Genomic DNA, 16,478 nt, shown 5'->3' with positions numbered 1-16,478 from the left:
TCAGTGTTAAGTTAGGAGTCAAAAGTTAGGAGGCGAGGAATTAGAAGTTTTTCTCGTTCCCCAGCTGAGCTTGGGAATGCGATCGCGTTAGACGGGAGTCTCACATTCTCTGTGATTTTTCTCTGTTGCGGAGGCTTGCTCCTCCCTTCAGGCGTTCCTAGTGGGATCGCAGGGTAATAATTTCGCCCATGATTCTAAAAATAGAGTTCTGCTTTTGAGAATGGCACAACCAACCAACCCCAATACTCCTACTCAGACGAACAATCGGCAGCACTCCGAACCACTAATGTTGTGGGTAAATTTCATCCTGGGTTCTATTTTTCTCCATGTGCTGGCAATCTGGATATTGCAGCGGATGACGGCGCTATCTGCATTTTTTGAGGTGAGTAAAGCGCCTATTCCCATTGAGTTAATTACAGCTTCGGAAGCTTCCTTGCAGCCACAAGCCGATCGCCGCCCACTACGCCAGCGCCAGCGTCGCCTAAGAACAGCTAATAGTTCTCCATCTGCTCCCTCAAACTCCACCACTACCCAGCAAAACTCGCCTTTAGATTCTCCATCCCCAACTCAAAATTCCGACGCTGCTGTGCCTTCTAGCCAGCAAAGACAGCAGGAGGTGGCTCGTCCTGATGTCAGCACCAGACCCATAGAGCCTACACCCAACCCTAATGTGGAACCCCAGCAGCGATCTCCATTCCCCGCCGATCGTCCAGTCGCAACAACACCAGCACCCAGAAGTACGCCATATCCGACGAATGAGCAGCGCTCCCCTGTTCCCGCCCCCCAACCGCCAGCAAGAACAATACCACCCCCGGCTCCTGCCTCCACAAGCCCTCCAGCGCCCGCGGCACCGAATCCTATACCATCAGCACCACCGCCACCTAACCCAGGTAACTCGTTGCCGGGAGAGTCCAGCCAAGGTGCAGGCGTTGTTGCCTCCTTTATCAACGTCCGTTCTGGTAACGGTGGCAGGGATGAGCCTAGCCAGCTAGCTGAGCCACAGCGATCGCAAAAGCAGTTTTCTGACCTGAATTATCCGGCAACACAGACTCCAAGGGAGCCTTTAGTCTTGGAAGTAAGATTGTTAATTTCTGAGAACGGACAAGCGGAAGTTATATCCACGAACGTTGTGCAAGGTAGCGGAAATTTCGCTGCTGACCAGTTTGTTAGAGGTATAATCCAAGACTGGAAATTTAACCCCGCTATCTCCGAGGGTCAACCCGTCCAAAGCTTACTGGATGTGTCTATCAGAGTTTCCCCTCTCTCTAGATGAGAAAATGTTGAATTGTTCGCTCAACTATCGAGAATTTATGGTAATGTAGTTTAAGTATGGCAAGATACATCTTTCGCGGGTGTAGTTTAGTGGTAAAACCTCAGCCTTCCAAGCTGATGATGCGAGTTCGATTCTCGCTACCCGCTTTTTCAGTTGTCGGTGGAAACAAACGACACTATTTTATCGGCTCAAGAGCGATCGCACTTTTCTCATTAGCTCAGGGTAGAGTCGGTGCGATCGCTATTATCTAATCAATTGAGGTACAAAAAGAGGCAGATATAAAAATCTGCCTCTTTTTATCATGTCCGGTAAATTACCCCTAATAGCAAAGGAACCTCACCCCTAATCGGGAAGAGGCGACTTTGGGGAAGTCAAAATCTCTCTAGAGGCCTTTTTCTTATGGGTAATGCCACAGACTTGATATAACAAATTAACAACAAGCCTTGAGTAAGTATCCTCGTGATAACGCCGCACACCCGCACTCAACGGATACTAGCGCACCGAGTCTTGATTCTAACTCTAGTCTTTGCCCGTAACGGCTTCCAGAGCCTTCTCGATCTTTTGTTCAATTGAGTCAACGCCTTGGGTATTTTCAGGGCGCTTCATATTCTCAATATCAGAGTCCCCTTGAATTTCATTCAGACCCTTACTTGCTTCCTTCTGGGTTTCTTCTAGCGAGTAGGGTTTTGACAGAACCGCCTCTTGGGATTTCAGCTCGATGTCCAGCAGATTTGCTTCTCCATCTGAGGGTTTACTTTGGGTGCCACTGATTCCGGTAGGCGGGTTATTCTTGCTGGCGCTGAAAGCTGGTGTCGCATAGGAAAATACTAGGAACGCGCACGCAACGGCAGCTATTACCAAACGCACTGGACGTACCCAGGCAGATAGGTTGAAGCGGATCGATTTCATACAGTACCTCTCTCCCAATTTGTTGAAATTAGCAAGCATTAAGGTTATTAACCAGTTCAGACGAAGTAACTGCCTGAACGCCATCTATTATTTGCTCAAATTATGGAGCTTTTGACATCTATAGGTAGGTATAGATGCAATAAATCTTTAGAAAAGGCAATAAAAGGCAATATTCACCTTCAACTCGGCAATAAAAACTGAATTTTCGGTAATAAAGGATCTTCCACTACACCAATTCCTGTAAAGCCCCACCGTTGGAGTAAACCTTTTATCTGACTTCCAGAGATTGATTCGATAGCGAAACGATTTGCCACATCCGGAGCGTGGGTGTTGAGATAGCTTAGAGCGTCAAAGTCTTCGTTAAACATCAACAAATAACCCGCTCCAGTTGCAGTTTTATCTGGTTTAGCGGCAATATATTGCCCGTCAACTTTTGAACGGATGAGGTAATAACTTTGGGAAAACATATCAATTGGTAATGGCTAATTGCTAATGGCTAATTGTTAACAGTCATCAACAATTAACCGTTAGCTTATTTAAGATTTTCCAACTTGATTCGGGGATCAACGGCTTTGAGCAGCAAGTCTGCGAATAAGTTGCCGACAATGAGCATAAAAGCGCCCATAATCAAACTTGCCATTACTAAATAGAGGTCTTGGGCGGTAACTGCTGACAAAATCAAACGCCCTAATCCAGGCCAGTTGAAGAAAAATTCCGCAATAAAAGCACCGCTTAACAAACCGGCAAATTCAAATCCCAATAGTGTTACCAAAGGATTAATAGCATTGCGGAGGGCGTGAACATAAATGACTCGATTTTCGGGGAGTCCTTTAGCGCGAGCCGTTTGGATGTAATCTTGGCGAAGAACATCGAGTAATTCCCCTCTGGTAATTCGCTGCAAACCAGCAAAGCTGGTGATAGAGAGCGCCAAAGTCGGTAAAATCATGTGCCAGCCGATATCCAAAATTTTGCCAAACCAGGACAAGTCAGCGTGATTGATGCTGGTTCTACCACCGACAGGGAAGAAGGGGGAGGTGTACTGCGCCAGAAGCAGCAGCAACAAAGCAGTGATGAAGCTGGGAAATCCCTGTCCGGCGTAGCTGAGGACTTGCAGAATGCGATCGCTTGTCCGATTTTGGTTAACAGCGCCGACGATCCCCAGAGGGATAGCGATCGCCCATGTCAAAATTACAGAAGCGATCGCCAACTCCAAAGTCGCTTGGATGCGCTCCCACAACAGCGATGCTACCGAACGCTGATAGACAAAACTGGTGCCAAAATTTCCATAGCGCACAATTTGCCACAACCAACGCCGATACTGCTCAATTGCTGGCTTATCCAAACCAAACTGTTGTCTTAATTCCTCAATTCGTTCTGGCGAAATTTTGGGATTTTGCCTCAGAGTATCTAAATAATCCCCTGGAGCTAGCTGAATAATTGCAAAACTCAAAGCTGATGCCAGCAACAAAGTCAAAAGTGCCTGTAACAGCCGCTTCACCACGTAGAGAAAAGTTTCACCAGCAAGCAGCCTTTTGAGCCAATTTAAACTAGCATTGAACCTATTTTCTCTTGAAGAATCTCTAGTAGAAGTCATGTAACACAAAGTTTGGCTAATGGCTAATGGCTTTTAAACAATTAGCAATACTTCAATCAGCTAATTACTAATATTCAACCAACGTCACAATTGGCGCATCAGGAAGTCGTTGCCGCCCATTCAAATCCCTTAGCTCGATGATAAAGCCAAATCCCACCAACGTGCAGCCCGTTTGCTGCACCAATTCGGCCGTAGCACTGGCAGTTCCACCAGTCGCCATCAGATCGTCCACAATCAAAACCCGGCTTCCGGGTAAGAGCGCATCTTGATGCACCTCCAAGCGATCCATCCCATATTCCAATTCATACTCAATCGCATGAACAGCAGCAGGTAGCTTCCCACGCTTCCGGACAGGGATAAACCCAGCTCCCAGTTTGTATGCTAAAGGTGCGCCAAAAATGAAACCCCGCGACTCCATCCCAACAATATAATCCGGGGAAAACTGGGCGCACTTTTCCGTTAAAGAATCAATAGTGAAGCGCAATCCCTCCGGATCTCGCAGCAGCGTAGTTATATCTCGAAACAAAATTCCTGGCTTGGGAAAATCTGGAATGTCGCGAATCAGAGACTTGAGATCCATAGCAGCTCTAAAAAAAAGGGTGTGGGTAACTTTCGTCATCGTTGCCATTCCCAGCGAAACTATACCCAGGATGTGCAACTATCTACCTGGAAAATCGTACACTAGAAGGTTGCACGGTTTCGGAGCATTTTTAACACTCAAAACACGCTTGCAGCAGTTATTGAGTTTCTCAGTGGTAGCTGTTTGATTCAATTACAGCCCAAGACAGCCATCCAACGGCCCGACCCGGTGACTCCAAATTTAGGATTAAGAGATCCTGATTTCTGTAAAATTGGGCTGTGCATATGAATTACTGGGTAGCCGATGGACACAAACTTAACAGCTAGAAGTCATTGAGTTCAAGCGTCCAATTTGTTTTAGATTGGTGCAAGCCATCAACCAGTTCAACAGCCCTGCTATTTGGAATGAATCGTTCTGTGAGCGTAATGCCATTAAATAGTCCTTTGCAAGAGTCAATGCCACTGATTCTGGACAGTCTCCCTGACCCACCAATCGCGTCTAGTGTGTGTCCGCGTCGAACAAGGACTAAGATTGACCTGATTTTACTGGCAATAGAAGCCCTGGAACTGGGGGGTTCTGAAGCAATGCTAAAAATATCCCAGGATCTGGAACTCCAGAGAGTTATCCAAAATCGGGTGAACCTCTGGCGATTGCGTAGCACCAACCCCCTGCGACGCTCTTATACTCGACGTTTGCTGACGTTTGTTGAAGCTAAGGCGCTGGTAGTAATTGCCTGCCACTTGGCGCGGCGGTTGACTGTCTTGATCCGACAGCTGCTATTTGCTTATCAACAACTCCGGGAAAAGCAGCTGCCCTTGGAACATCATTATCGCTTGTCTGAGTATCTGGAACGGTTCCGCGCCCACTTCCGGAGTCGGATGAATCCGCGTCGCGCTGCTGTCGCCATTTACAATTCTGATGACAAGTTGAACGAGTTGGCAATGGAGTTGTTGAGTGAGTTGCTATTCTGTACGGGAACGTCTGGAATGCAACGCTTTTGGAGCAGTTTGTTTGATGGCGAAGTGTGATTGGTCATTAGTCATTAGCTAATGGCTAATGGCTATTGGCTAATGGATCTTGAACAATTAGCAATACTTTAACTAACAACTAACAACTAAAGATGACTATTCGACGTCCGTACAGTCTGCCTAACTGCACGCTAATCCTAGAAGGGTTGAGCGATGGCACATCCGGTCAGGTGGATGCCCGACCATTAATGTCTATCCTGGTTAATGCTGAGTGCCGTTTTGCTGGTCAGGAGAAGCCGTTAACCGGGGGACGCGACTTTTTTGAAAGTTTGGTGATGGCAGTGAGTAATTATGCACAAGAATTTTTGAGTGGGGTTCCTCACTGGCACAACCTTCAGGACAAGCCGACAACAGTTCAGTTGCATAGAGTTAATGACCATCTGCACAGGTTAAGTGTTGAGATGCCAGGAAGTGCTGGCGACTCGAACACAGCAGGTGTCTCGACTGCTAACTCGGCTAGGCAAGTGGATTTGACCACGGTGCAGCTGTTTGATTTGGTGGATGCGGTGGATCAGTTCTTGGCGGATAGCAGGACGCTACCAGACATAAACCTGTCAATTGCGCCTGTTCCTAAGCGCTATGCTAAGGCGGAAGTGCCAGTGGCACAGCGCGCGGCACCAGCAGCAGTAGGGGTATCAATTTTGGGGGTGGCAGCGATCGCATTCTTTGTGATACCGCCTCCCAATGTCGAGCCACCTAAAGATTCCTCCGCGCAGCCGAATGCCAGCGCCACAACGCCTGCTAGTCCCGTAGCTTCGCAACAGCCAACTATAAGCCCGACACCAGTAAGCGCTGATGCGACGAATCTGGAATCTCTGCTGACATCAGTGCCAGAAATTACCGATCCTACCCAGCTGCGGGCTTTGGAACGGAGACTGTATGACAAAATTGCCCAGACGTGGTCTGGGAAGCGCCGCCGATTTAGCGAACAGTTAATTTATCGCGTCGGCGTGGGCCAAGATGGAGCGATTGTCGGTTATAAACCAGTCAATGTAGCAGCACGCGATCGCGCCTCTGACACGCCACTGCCAGAATTGCTCTACATCCCAGCCGGAGGAAGCACTTTTAGAAGCAGCGATCCTATCGGTCAGTTCAAAGTTGTGTTTACCAGAACAGGCGTTCTGCAAGTCAGTCCTTGGCGTGGCTACACAGGCGAACCCAGCTTAGGGCCACAAATTACCGATCCGACCCAACTGGAGAGTTTAAAAACTCAGCTAGAAAGTCAAATCAACGGCAACTGGAAAAAAGAAAGTGTCGCCTTTCCGCGTAACTTAGTCTATCGAGTTGCTGTGAACAAAGACGGCGTGATCGCGGACTACGAACCGTACAATCAGCCTGGCTATGATTATGTCAAGCAAACTCCGCTCCCTAACTTAGTCAACGCGAACCAAAGCGCCACAACCCTCCCCCAAGAAGAACCTCTGGCTCAATTCCAGGTGGTATTTAAACCCAACGGTGTTGTTGAAGTGGAACAATTTCGGGACTAGGGGCTAGGGACTGGGGACTGGGAACTGGCGACTGGGGACTGGGAACTGGCGACTAGGGACTAGGGACTAGGGGCTGGGTAAGAGTCCTTCCAATCCCCAATCCCCAATCCCTACTTCTTTGGCTTCTTCACCTTGAAATAAGCCTCTAAAACTTGTCGTACCATCGGGGCTGCCACCTTGCCGCCGCCGCCGCCAGAGTGTTCTGCAAAGGCAACAACCAAAATAGTCGGCTTGTCCGCAGGCCCATAGGCACCAAACCAAGCATGAGACAATCCCGGTGGAGCCTCTGCTGTACCACTCTTACCCGCAATTGGGGGAAGCTCTGGCACATTCACACCTTTACCAGTGCCGCTAGTTACCACCTGCCGCAGTCCTTGACGTAACACCCGCAGCGTTTCGGGTTTCATGTTCAAAGATTTTCGCCAATTTTTGGACTCTTCATTATCCTTGAGAACGTGAGGCTTGACCCGATAACCACCATTAGCAGGAACGGCAAACATCACAGCAACTTGTAGCGGTGTCGTTTGCAAGAACCCCTGACCAATAGACATATTCACCGTGTCTCCAATTGTCCATTCCTGCTTCAATCGCTTCTGCTTCCAGGTATCATCTGCAACCAGTCCCGGTAATTCTTCTGTCCCTAACTCAATCCCGGTTTTTTCACCAAAGCCATACTGCCGAGTCCAGTGAATTAAGGTTGGGCCGCCTATACCTCTGCCAATTTGGTAAAAGAAGGTATCGCTACTCATGGCAAGTGCACCGACAAATCCTAATGGGCCAAATCCGGCATGATTCCATTCACCAAACCGAATCCCACCAACGGTTAGGTAAGGATAGGTTGCCAATACTGTATTTGGAGAATACTTGCCCGATTCGATAGCAGCAGTAGCCGTGACAATCTTGAAGGTACTTGCTGGGGGAAAGACTCGTAAAGCGCGGTTAACGAAGGGGTTGCCCCTACTTTGCACTTTCCTCCACGTCTCAGGCGTGATCCGCTTAGAGAAAACATTGGGGTCGAAGGCTGGGCGGCTGACCATCGCCAAGATAGCACCATTGTTCGGGTCCATTGCTACGATCGCGCCTTTGCGATCGCCTAGCGCTTTCTCAGCTGCCTTCTGGATATCCAGATCCAGCGTTAACTGCACATCCTTCCCAGCTCTGGCTTTTTTCTGCCCCAAAATCCGCTGTACATGACCCGCACCATCCACCTCAACCTGCTGACCGCCCCATTCTCCGCGCAGCTCTTTCTCAAAAGCCGCCTCCACGCCCATCTGACCAATCACATCACCCAGGCGATACCCTTCATCTCTGCGCCCTTGCAGTTCTTCATCGTTCATTTCACCCGTGTAGCCTAAGATGTGAGCGGCTACTTCCTTGTTGGGGTAGTTCCGTACCCCTTCAATATCCACCTCTACCCCCTGTAGTGTGCTTCTGTACTCTTCTAGGGCTGTGATTTGTGCCGGATTGATGTCGCGGGCAATCCGTAGCAGTGAGGTAGAGTTATAGCCTGCTTTTTCCACCTGCTTTTGAATTTCGCTCTCAGGAATATTTAAAAGCTCAGAGAGACTCTTGCGGGTCTCAGGCCACGGTTTCTCTTTTTGGGCAATAGGCCACAGAAAAACTGAGTGAGACAGTCGGCTACTTGCCAAGATTCTACCCTTGCGGTCGAAAATGGTTCCCCGTGCTGGCTGTTTCGGAATCAGACGAATCCGGTTGTTTTCTGCCAAGGCGCGATTGCGATCGCCCTCAACCATCTGCAAATACACCAAACGAGAGCCAATCCCACCCGCTAAGAGCGTGGTAACGAACAGCATAATAATGACAGACTGAAATTGTCTGCCCACAGAACGGGTGGTTGATTGACGCCCAATTGAGGAAGGCTGGATTAAGGTCATAGAAGCAAGATGTCAGTTTATTAACTTTAAAAGGGAAACGAATGAATTATTGTAGTTTGGAGTAGTTTCCAGTAGCGATCGCCTCTACATAGTTTATCGCCACGCCTTACTAAAGGAGACGGCGCAGGCGGACAAAAGGCGACAAGGGAGAATTTTTCACTCACACTCAATCCCCTCCTCCCCTCCTCCCTAATCCCCACTACCCGGTGAGCAGAATAGCAAAATTTGAATCTAATAGCTGATCAGGATGGCGCGACAGCTAAAATAAACCAAAGTCATAGCTCTATTTTCAATTGAGCATCCCTAATCAAAGCCTTCACAAAACTCCAAACTCTGTGGAACCTCGCTGCTGGGAAACATTAATATGTCTCAAACTTCTGTCAAAGAACAACGCTCTCCGGAGACTACAGATGAACTGGATGTCGAACTCCGCAAGGTTTTTAAGGTATTCAATGGAGAAACAGCAGTTCGTGGAGTTGACTTAGACATCCACCGGGGAGAATTTTTTAGTATTCTCGGCCCCTCTGGCTGTGGAAAAACTACAACCTTGCGTTTAATGGCTGGGTTTGAGACTCCCTCAGCGGGAGAGGTACTGATTCAGGGACAGTCAATGAATCACGTACCGCCCTACCGTCGTCCGGTGAACACTGTGTTTCAAAGCTATGCTCTGTTTAGCCATTTGAATGTTTGGGAAAATATCGCCTTTGGGTTGCGGATTAAAAAGCTGTCAAAAGCAGAAATTGCCGACCGCGTTCAAGAAGCTCTCAAGCTAGTGAAAATGGAATCCTACGCTAACCGTTACCCAGGACAAATGTCTGGCGGACAGCAGCAACGAGTAGCTTTAGCGCGGGCGTTGGTGAATCGTCCAGCGGTGATTTTGCTGGATGAACCTTTGGGCGCACTCGATTTGAAGCTGCGTAAACAAATGCAGGTGGAGTTGTCCAATTTACATCAAGACTTGGGCTTAACTTTTGTGATGGTGACGCACGACCAAGAGGAGGCGTTGAGTCTTTCTGACCGAATTGCTGTGATGCGCGGGGGTAAGGTTGAGCAAATTGGCAGCCCTAGCGAAATCTACGAGTGTCCCCGGACACCATTTGTGGCGGATTTCATTGGCGATACAAATCTGTTTGAGGGGCGCATCGAAGCGTCTGATTATTCGACCATCAATATTGTCACTAACAGTGGACAGAAGATTGTGGTGCAGCCTCCTGAGCCTTGGAATACCAGTGGTACGCATCAGGAGGTTGTGGTAAGCGTGCGTCCAGAGAAGATTCAGCTAAGCCTGTATCCCCCAGCTAGCCTGGGCAATTGCTTTGAAGGGCGGCTGAAGCACATGATGTACATGGGAACTCATGTTCATTATGTGGTGGAATTATTGTCAGGCGATTGCTTGACGGTAAGGCAACCGAACACAGTAGGAGCCGAAGTTGCCCTCAACACTCCTGTTTATGCCCACTGGTCTACTACAGATTGTTTGGCAATGAATGCAGGAATTAAAAATTAAAAATTGCTTCATTCCCGTTTCTTTATTGTTCCTTTTTGCTATTAACTCCTGTGCCTCCAACTGCTCTACCAAAATTTCCCAGGCAACTAAAACCTTTTTGGAAAATGTTTTCGACACATGGATCTTTAAAGCAAGCGATTGCTAAGGCTTTGAAAATCCAGAATCCGAAATCACGCGATTTGGGAAGAATCAATCTCCCCAAAAATTGCTTCAAAATCCAAATCCAAAATGGTATAACACGACGGAAATTTTTACAGAACTCAGCCGCTGCTAGCCTGGGACTAGGCTTGTCCGGTTGCGGCTGGACGCTTGCCAAAGTGCGCTCAGCACCAGCCAATTCAGAAGGTTCCAGCAAGTTGTTGTATATCTACACTTGGGCTGGTTACACAGATGATAATTTGCTAAATCGCTTTACTAAGGAGACGGGAATCAAGGTCATTGCAGATGTCTTTGATTCCAACGAAGCGATGTTAGCCAGACTTCAGGCGTTGGGAGGTGGGGAATATAGCATTATTTACCCATCTGACTATACGGTGAGAAAGATGGTAGATTTGGGTTTGCTCAAGGAATTAGAGCGATCGCGTTTAGTTGGTCTAGATCGGCTTGTTCCCCGATTCCAAAATCCAATTTATGACCCAGGAAACCGTTACAGCATACCTTTGAGCTGGGGAACAACGGGTCTGATTTACAATACACAGAAGCTGAAGCAGCCACCTGAAGATTGGAACTATCTCTGGGACAACAAGCAGACACTCTCAAATCGAATGACGTTACTTTCTGATGTTCGGGAAGTGATGGGTGCTGTCTTGAAAATGATGGGATATCCTTACAACTCAACAGACCCTCAGCAGATTAAACAGGCGTATGAAAAATTAGTAATCCTGAAACCCGCGATCGCTTCCTTCACTACTGATGCTTGGAAAACTCAAATTTTAACAAATGATTTGCTCCTAGCTATGTGTTTTTCGGCAGATGCTAATGAAGTCATCCCAGAAAACAAAAACTTGGAATATGTAATTCCTAAAAGTGGTTCTTCGCTGTGGACAGATACGTTAGTAATTCCCGTCACAGCGCCCAATCCAGAAGGCGCTTATGCCTGGATGAACTTTTTGTTACAACCCGATGTTGCTGCCCAAATTTGCGAACGCTTAAGCTTCGCAACACCCAATCAAGCTGCTATCAATCTCTTACCAGAAGAAGTCCGCAATAATCCGATTTTGTTTCCCCCAGAATCGCGGCTAGAAAATTGCGAAGGTGTCGCACCTATTGGAAAAGTTGCCGAAGTTTATGAAGCCTACTGGACTCGATTAACAAGTGCGTAACCCATTTTAGATTTTGGATTAAAGAGTTATTAGTCCAGTCAGGCAGGTTGTACTTCTGATATAGCAATCCCAACTCATTTATGAACTTATTTCTTTCCTGCTCCAGTCGTGACTGGGCGGTTCCTTTAAAAGTAAAATAGGATTGCTATAGTATTTGGTTTTAACAGTACAATGCTTAAATTTATAAAAATCTAAAATCCAAAATATTATTTAACTATTCAGTCCAAAATCCAAAATCAGATTGTGTCTACCCCAACTTCCCCTTCTTCTATCCCCAATCCCACTCCATCTGATGGAGTTTCCGAATCACCAGTTCTGATGGGCAGCAAAACCCGCCCAGGCTTAAATTGGTTGGAACCAGTGGCGTTGCTTTTGCCATCTGGTATTTGGTTGGCTTTGTTGCTAGTGCTGCCAACTTTGGTGATTTTTGAGCTAAGTTTAGTCCCCGGAATTCGACCAGGGGATGTGGTTAATCCCAGTGGGCTTGATAATTATGCTCTAGTATTTCAGCCAGTTTACTTGCAGGTAATAGCGCGATCGCTATTCTTTGCCTTTGGCACGACAATAGTTTGCCTTTTACTAGGATTCCCCGTTGCTTACTGGATTGGTCAAATGGCACCGCCAAAGTGGCGAAACCTGCTGCTATTGGGCTTTGTCTTACCTTTGTGGACATCATCGCTGCTGCGTTCCTACGCCTGGATTACGATTTTGCGTCCTACGGGTGTTCTCAACACAGTGTTAACTACTTTGGGGCTACCTGCTTTGGAGTTGCTTAACCAAAGTTCAGCAGTGTTTATTGGCATGGGTTACAGCTTTTTGCCCTACATGGTTTTGATTCTCTACGCTTCTGTAGAAAAACTCGATCGCCGTTTGTTGGAAGCATCTGCTGATTTAGGCGCGAATCCGATTGAAACTTTTTGGAAAGTAACTGTACCCCAAACTATGCCAGGAATTGCTGCTGGTTCTTTGCTGGTATTTATTAGCACTTTGGGAGATTTTGTCGATCCGGAATTGCTGGGCGGTGCTTCTAGTATGACGGTATCTCGTTTAATTTATAACCAGTTTTTGGGTGCCACTCAAAACTGGGGATTTGGCTCCTCTTTGAGTATGGTATTGATTTTTGCGGTGAGTATAGCGATCGCGCTTCTCATCAAATACGGCAATCCAACATCACAAAAGTAAAGTGGATATGTCGGTACGTTAGCAATTTCTCTTAACACACCTTTAGTTTAATTAAATATCTCTAAAATATTCGCCATTGGTACTAGACAACTGTTGGTTTAATTGGTATATTTATATAATGGGAATCTGTGCGCTCATATATAGTAATTTTTAAGGTTTAGTAATAGCTAATTGGTCAGTAAGCCCTGACTAATTCACTGTTTAGAATAAATGTAGGTTGGGTTTCATTTCTCAACTCAACCTACATTTAATTAGATTTTTAATCGTTTATGAGTTATTGCTTAAATCCCGTCTGTCAGAAGTGCCAAAATCCTCAAGATGGCAAATTTTGTCAAAGTTGCGGGAAGAAGCTGGTACTATTGGGTAGATATCGTGCGATCGCGCCACTGGGACAAGGCGGATTTGGTAGGACTTTTCGGGCAATTGATGAAGCGAAACCTTCCAAACCAGCTTGTGTAATTAAGCAATTTTTTCCGATACAGCAAGGCACAAATACAGCTAATAAAGCAGCAGAGTTATTTCATCAAGAAGCTGTACGCCTAGAAGAATTAGGCCATCATCAGCAGATTCCGGAATTGTTAGCCCATTTTGAGGAAGAGAAGCATCAATATTTGGTGCAACAGTTTATCAATGGGCAGAACTTAGCCCATATTTTAGAACAAGAAGGCGCTTTCAGTGAAACTGAAATTCGCAGCTTGTTGACAGACTTGCTGCGTGTGTTGGAATTTGTTCATAGCAAACAGGTGATTCACCGAGATATTAAACCAGAAAATATTATTCGTTGTCAGGTTGGTAATCAACTGGTATTGGTGGATTTTGGCGCGGCTAAATTTGCTACGGGAACCGCATTGGCAAGAACTGGGACAGTGATTGGTGATTTTCGATATATTGCACCAGAACAAGCAGTAGGGAAAGGTGTTTTTGCCAGCGATTTATATAGTTTGGGAGTCACCTGCATTCATTTGCTGACTAACGTTGAACCTTTAGAGTTATTTGATACTGATGAGGATGCTTGGGTTTGGCAGAATTATTTGCCAAATCCTGTAAGCGATGAGTTGCGTAGCATCTTAGATAAGATGATTCAAAAAGGTGCGAAACGGCGATATCAATCAGCCGAAGAGGTGTTAAATGCGTTGACTCCGCAAAAGTTATCTGTAGCGCCAACAAATCCGAAAATTTCGCAAGCTTCGTCGTTAAAAACGTTTGATTTTGATGTGGTAACAGTAAACGCGCAGGGGAGGGAAACTAACCGCCGCCGAAAGCAAGCAAAATATTTCTCTGAAGACTTAGGCGGTGGCGTGACACTAGAAATGGTAGAAATTCCCAGCGGTACTTTCCTAATGGGTTCTCCAGACACGGAGAAGGGACGTAACAGAAATGAAAGTCCGCAACATCAAGTAACTGTAGGACCGTTTTTTATGGGAAAATTTACTGTTACACAAGCACAGTGGAAAGCAGTAGCAAATCTGCCAGCAATGAACCAAGATTTGCAGCTAGATCCTTCAAGCTTCAAAAGTGCAAAACGACCAGTAGAAAATGTATCTTGGCACGATGCTGTAGAATTTTGTGCGCGTCTGTCGAAGAAAACTGGCAAGAGTTATCGTTTACCCAGCGAAAGCCAATGGGAATATGCTTGTCGTGCTGGAACAACCACACCTTTCCACTTTGGCGAGACAATTACAACTGATTTAGCTAATTTTAACGGAATTTATACTTACGCTTCTGCACCTAAGGGAAAAAATCGTCAGTATACAACAGACGTAGGGAGTTTTCCACCGAACGCCTTCGGACTATACGATATGCACGGCAACGTTCTGGAATGGTGTGCTGATGTTTGGCATGACAATTATAATGGTGCGCCTGCTGATGGAAGTGCGTGGGAATCTGGTAAAGATAATTCATTTCGGGTGCTGCGCGGTGGTTCGTGGAATTATATGCCTCAATGCCGTAGTGCAAGTCGTAGCTGGTATGTGCTGAACAGTAGGGGCAAAATCTATGGCTTTCGAGTTGCGCTTAGTGCCTCTACGTGGACTTCTTAAACCTTTACTCAATGCCTGCTCTACTACTTAGCTATGATTGTGAGATAGAGCGCGTCGCGCCCTAGCTACTCCTTCCGGCTAATTGCTCTTTCCTTATTTATGATGGTTATAAGAATTAGAGTGTTTTTTATATTTGACGAGTACAGCGCTCGCTATACTGGTAAACCTTCCCTATGGTAATTAATTTAATTTATAGAGTTCTAGCTTATGGCATATAGTGATTTTACAACCTTAACTAAAGTCAGAGAAGCCTTTGGGTTAACCATAGAAGAATCTATTGATTTATTTACTGGTACTCCAGAAATTCTGCCAAGTTCTTATCTTCAGACCACATTAAATGAGAATGTCTTTTTAGCAACTGCAATCAATACAGAAAAGGCGCGTGCGGAGTTAATTATTGCCCCGGTTTTATTAGAGGTTAGGCGAATACTTAATTTTCAAATTGGTTTTTTCTCTGGCTCCGAGTTCAATGTTGATTTGCAAGCAGGTTTGAGCGGATATTGCGATTATATTCTTACTGCTTCAAAAGAATCCTATGAAATTCGGACTCCAGTTGTAACCTTGGCAGAGGCTAAAAATGAAAGTATTAAATCTGGCTTAGGACAGTGTATTGCTGAAATGGTTGCCGCCCAAATATTTAATGAACGAAATGGAGAGCCAATCGAAAGTATCTATGGAGCCGTAACTACGGGAACGGATTGGAAGTTTCTTAAGTTGACTGACAAAACAATTTGGATTGATAGGCGAGACTATTTTATCAATGAAGTGAGTCAGATTTTAGGAATTTTAACAATACCATTTAAAGCATTTCATTCTATAGAAGGATTGAGCAATTGAGTCCATTTAGTATATTACGCTTGATCTAACGCTCTCTAGGCAATGAGCGATCGCGCTACATCGAGGAGCGATCTCACTGGCTACAAGCGGTCAAATTAAGGGTTGAAGTTCCCCTCCCTAGTTGAGTGTCCGCAGAAGAGAACGCACCTATAGGGTGGGTGATCTCACTAAGCAAAGATGCTGAGCTGTAGCTGCAACGTTATAGTGGTAGGCAATCCCATACTCTCTGCATAAGGCTCTCGCTATGTCACCTAGACCATTCTATGAAGTAAAGCCTTCACATTATCTTTTTAATAAACAGGAAACACCGGAAGAAAAAGTCAGACAGTGGATTTTATTTGAACTACTGTCAACATATGCAGTTCCCATAGGAAACATTGATGTCGAAAAGCCTGTACGAGTTGGAACACGCACACACCGTGCTGACATAGTTATTTATCAAGATTTCATACCGTATATTGTCATTGAATGCAAAAATCAAGAAGATAAATCCCCAGATCAAGGTCTAGATCAAGCGATAAGTTATGCGAGTTGCTTGGGTGCAAAATTTGCAGTTTATACAAATGGTTGGGATTGGCTTGAGTATAGACACTACATCTATACAATGCTTCAAGAATTTTTTATGGATTGTTCGTGGTACTGCAACTCTGAGAAAGAGGTAGTCCTGCATAGTAATGCTAATGAACTATAATTTTAATTATTCAACCTACCGTAATTTTTAGCTTATGCAATGCCCCAAGTGCGACTCTCAATACGTTGTAAAAAATGGTCATACTCACACTGGTAAACAAAATTTTAAATGTCGAGATTGTGGCAGACAATTTG

The 16,478-nt window shown here is 45.8% G+C and carries 16 protein-coding genes and 1 tRNA gene; 12 read left to right on the top strand and 5 right to left on the bottom strand.

The features are described 5' to 3' along the window. Positions 1 to 220: 220 nt before the first annotated feature. From NDI42_RS24790 to NDI42_RS24780, 3 genes are all read left to right on the top strand, one after another. Positions 221 to 1,273 carry a hypothetical protein gene (locus NDI42_RS24790; RefSeq protein WP_190457323.1) on the top strand — a complete coding sequence of 351 codons (1,053 nt, stop codon included), beginning with the start codon at positions 221 to 223 and terminating at the stop codon, positions 1,271 to 1,273. Between the two features lie 75 nt (positions 1,274 to 1,348). Next, positions 1,349 to 1,419, top strand: a tRNA-Gly gene (locus NDI42_RS24785). Beyond that, positions 1,390 to 1,524, top strand: a complete 135-nt coding sequence (locus tag NDI42_RS24780; protein ID WP_277876862.1) for a hypothetical protein — start codon at positions 1,390 to 1,392, stop codon at positions 1,522 to 1,524. Before NDI42_RS24785 ends, NDI42_RS24780 begins: the two co-directional genes overlap by 30 nt. 268 nt (positions 1,525 to 1,792) lie before the next feature. Here NDI42_RS24780 and NDI42_RS24775 read toward each other — a convergent pair whose 3' ends face one another. The 4 genes from NDI42_RS24775 to NDI42_RS24760 all read right to left on the bottom strand — a co-directional run bounded on the left by NDI42_RS24775 (position 1,793) and on the right by NDI42_RS24760 (position 4,356). Then, a complete protein-coding gene (locus NDI42_RS24775) occupies positions 1,793 to 2,182 on the bottom strand; it encodes a low temperature-induced protein (RefSeq protein WP_190457321.1) in 390 nt (129 codons plus the stop codon). Positions 2,183 to 2,361: 179 nt separating this feature from the next. Further along, positions 2,362 to 2,649 carry a hypothetical protein gene (locus tag NDI42_RS24770; protein ID WP_190457319.1) on the bottom strand — a complete coding sequence of 96 codons (288 nt, stop codon included), beginning with the start codon at positions 2,647 to 2,649 and terminating at the stop codon, positions 2,362 to 2,364. A gap of 65 nt (positions 2,650 to 2,714) precedes the next feature. Further along, entirely contained in the window at positions 2,715 to 3,776 is a 1,062-nt protein-coding gene (locus tag NDI42_RS24765) for an ABC transporter permease (RefSeq protein WP_190423451.1), read from the bottom strand. 67 nt (positions 3,777 to 3,843) lie between these two features. Continuing rightward, on the bottom strand, positions 3,844 to 4,356 hold the full coding sequence (locus NDI42_RS24760) for an adenine phosphoribosyltransferase (RefSeq protein WP_190423464.1): 513 nt from the start codon (positions 4,354 to 4,356) through the stop codon (positions 3,844 to 3,846). Between the two features lie 404 nt (positions 4,357 to 4,760). Here NDI42_RS24760 and NDI42_RS24755 point away from each other — a divergent pair, with 404 nt between their 5' ends. Both NDI42_RS24755 and NDI42_RS24750 read left to right on the top strand, forming a co-directional pair. Next, entirely contained in the window at positions 4,761 to 5,384 is a 624-nt protein-coding gene (locus NDI42_RS24755) for a DUF3038 domain-containing protein (protein ID WP_190423466.1), read from the top strand. A gap of 92 nt (positions 5,385 to 5,476) precedes the next feature. Continuing rightward, on the top strand, positions 5,477 to 6,871 hold the full coding sequence (locus NDI42_RS24750; protein ID WP_190457317.1) for a DUF4335 domain-containing protein: 1,395 nt from the start codon (positions 5,477 to 5,479) through the stop codon (positions 6,869 to 6,871). 110 nt (positions 6,872 to 6,981) lie between these two features. Here the strand turns inward: NDI42_RS24750 and mrdA are convergent, their stop codons facing one another. Further along, positions 6,982 to 8,766 carry a penicillin-binding protein 2 gene (mrdA, locus tag NDI42_RS24745; RefSeq protein ID WP_190457315.1) on the bottom strand — a complete coding sequence of 595 codons (1,785 nt, stop codon included), beginning with the start codon at positions 8,764 to 8,766 and terminating at the stop codon, positions 6,982 to 6,984. Positions 8,767 to 9,130: 364 nt separating this feature from the next. Between mrdA and NDI42_RS24740 the strand changes: the two genes are divergently transcribed. The 7 genes from NDI42_RS24740 to NDI42_RS24710 all read left to right on the top strand — a co-directional run. Beyond that, a complete protein-coding gene (locus NDI42_RS24740; RefSeq protein ID WP_190457313.1) occupies positions 9,131 to 10,273 on the top strand; it encodes an ABC transporter ATP-binding protein in 1,143 nt (380 codons plus the stop codon). Between the two features lie 104 nt (positions 10,274 to 10,377). Then, entirely contained in the window at positions 10,378 to 11,595 is a 1,218-nt protein-coding gene (locus tag NDI42_RS24735) for an ABC transporter substrate-binding protein (protein WP_190457311.1), read from the top strand. 318 nt (positions 11,596 to 11,913) lie between these two features. Beyond that, on the top strand, positions 11,914 to 12,777 hold the full coding sequence (locus NDI42_RS24730) for an ABC transporter permease (protein WP_190441057.1): 864 nt from the start codon (positions 11,914 to 11,916) through the stop codon (positions 12,775 to 12,777). A 269-nt stretch (positions 12,778 to 13,046) separates the two neighbouring features. Next, positions 13,047 to 14,816 (top strand): bifunctional serine/threonine-protein kinase/formylglycine-generating enzyme family protein, encoded by a 1,770-nt coding sequence (locus NDI42_RS24725; RefSeq protein WP_190457310.1) that lies wholly within the window; start codon positions 13,047 to 13,049, stop codon positions 14,814 to 14,816. Positions 14,817 to 15,023: 207 nt separating this feature from the next. Then, entirely contained in the window at positions 15,024 to 15,653 is a 630-nt protein-coding gene (locus tag NDI42_RS24720) for a hypothetical protein (protein WP_190457307.1), read from the top strand. A 244-nt stretch (positions 15,654 to 15,897) separates the two neighbouring features. After that, positions 15,898 to 16,344: a type I restriction enzyme HsdR N-terminal domain-containing protein gene (locus tag NDI42_RS24715; protein WP_190457305.1), complete on the top strand. Its 447-nt coding sequence runs from the start codon at positions 15,898 to 15,900 to the stop codon at positions 16,342 to 16,344. A gap of 34 nt (positions 16,345 to 16,378) precedes the next feature. Further along, positions 16,379 to 16,478, top strand: a 100-nt coding sequence (locus NDI42_RS24710; RefSeq protein WP_190450560.1) for an IS1 family transposase, incomplete at its 3' end; no start/stop codon positions are given.

Source organism: Funiculus sociatus GB2-C1, assembly GCF_039962115.1.
Lineage (GTDB): Bacteria > Cyanobacteriota > Cyanobacteriia > Cyanobacteriales > FACHB-T130 > Funiculus > Funiculus sociatus.
This window is presented reverse-complemented; position numbering and strand designations above follow the sequence as displayed.

Bases quoted from the DNA above. Each gene is read 5' to 3' on its own strand.
- NDI42_RS24790 (WP_190457323.1), top strand. From the start codon at position 221: ATGGCACAACCAACCAACCCCAATACTCCTACTCAGACGAACAATCGG.
- NDI42_RS24780 (WP_277876862.1), top strand. From the start codon at position 1,390: ATGATGCGAGTTCGATTCTCGCTACCCGCTTTTTCAGTTGTCGGTGGA.
- NDI42_RS24775 (WP_190457321.1), bottom strand. From the start codon at position 2,182: ATGAAATCGATCCGCTTCAACCTATCTGCCTGGGTACGTCCAGTGCGT.
- NDI42_RS24770 (WP_190457319.1), bottom strand. From the start codon at position 2,649: ATGTTTTCCCAAAGTTATTACCTCATCCGTTCAAAAGTTGACGGGCAA.
- NDI42_RS24765 (WP_190423451.1), bottom strand. From the start codon at position 3,776: ATGACTTCTACTAGAGATTCTTCAAGAGAAAATAGGTTCAATGCTAGT.
- NDI42_RS24760 (WP_190423464.1), bottom strand. From the start codon at position 4,356: ATGGATCTCAAGTCTCTGATTCGCGACATTCCAGATTTTCCCAAGCCA.
- NDI42_RS24755 (WP_190423466.1), top strand. From the start codon at position 4,761: ATGAATCGTTCTGTGAGCGTAATGCCATTAAATAGTCCTTTGCAAGAG.
- NDI42_RS24750 (WP_190457317.1), top strand. From the start codon at position 5,477: ATGACTATTCGACGTCCGTACAGTCTGCCTAACTGCACGCTAATCCTA.
- mrdA (WP_190457315.1), bottom strand. From the start codon at position 8,766: ATGACCTTAATCCAGCCTTCCTCAATTGGGCGTCAATCAACCACCCGT.
- NDI42_RS24740 (WP_190457313.1), top strand. From the start codon at position 9,131: ATGTCTCAAACTTCTGTCAAAGAACAACGCTCTCCGGAGACTACAGAT.
- NDI42_RS24735 (WP_190457311.1), top strand. From the start codon at position 10,378: ATGTTTTCGACACATGGATCTTTAAAGCAAGCGATTGCTAAGGCTTTG.
- NDI42_RS24730 (WP_190441057.1), top strand. From the start codon at position 11,914: ATGGGCAGCAAAACCCGCCCAGGCTTAAATTGGTTGGAACCAGTGGCG.
- NDI42_RS24725 (WP_190457310.1), top strand. From the start codon at position 13,047: ATGAGTTATTGCTTAAATCCCGTCTGTCAGAAGTGCCAAAATCCTCAA.
- NDI42_RS24720 (WP_190457307.1), top strand. From the start codon at position 15,024: ATGGCATATAGTGATTTTACAACCTTAACTAAAGTCAGAGAAGCCTTT.
- NDI42_RS24715 (WP_190457305.1), top strand. From the start codon at position 15,898: ATGTCACCTAGACCATTCTATGAAGTAAAGCCTTCACATTATCTTTTT.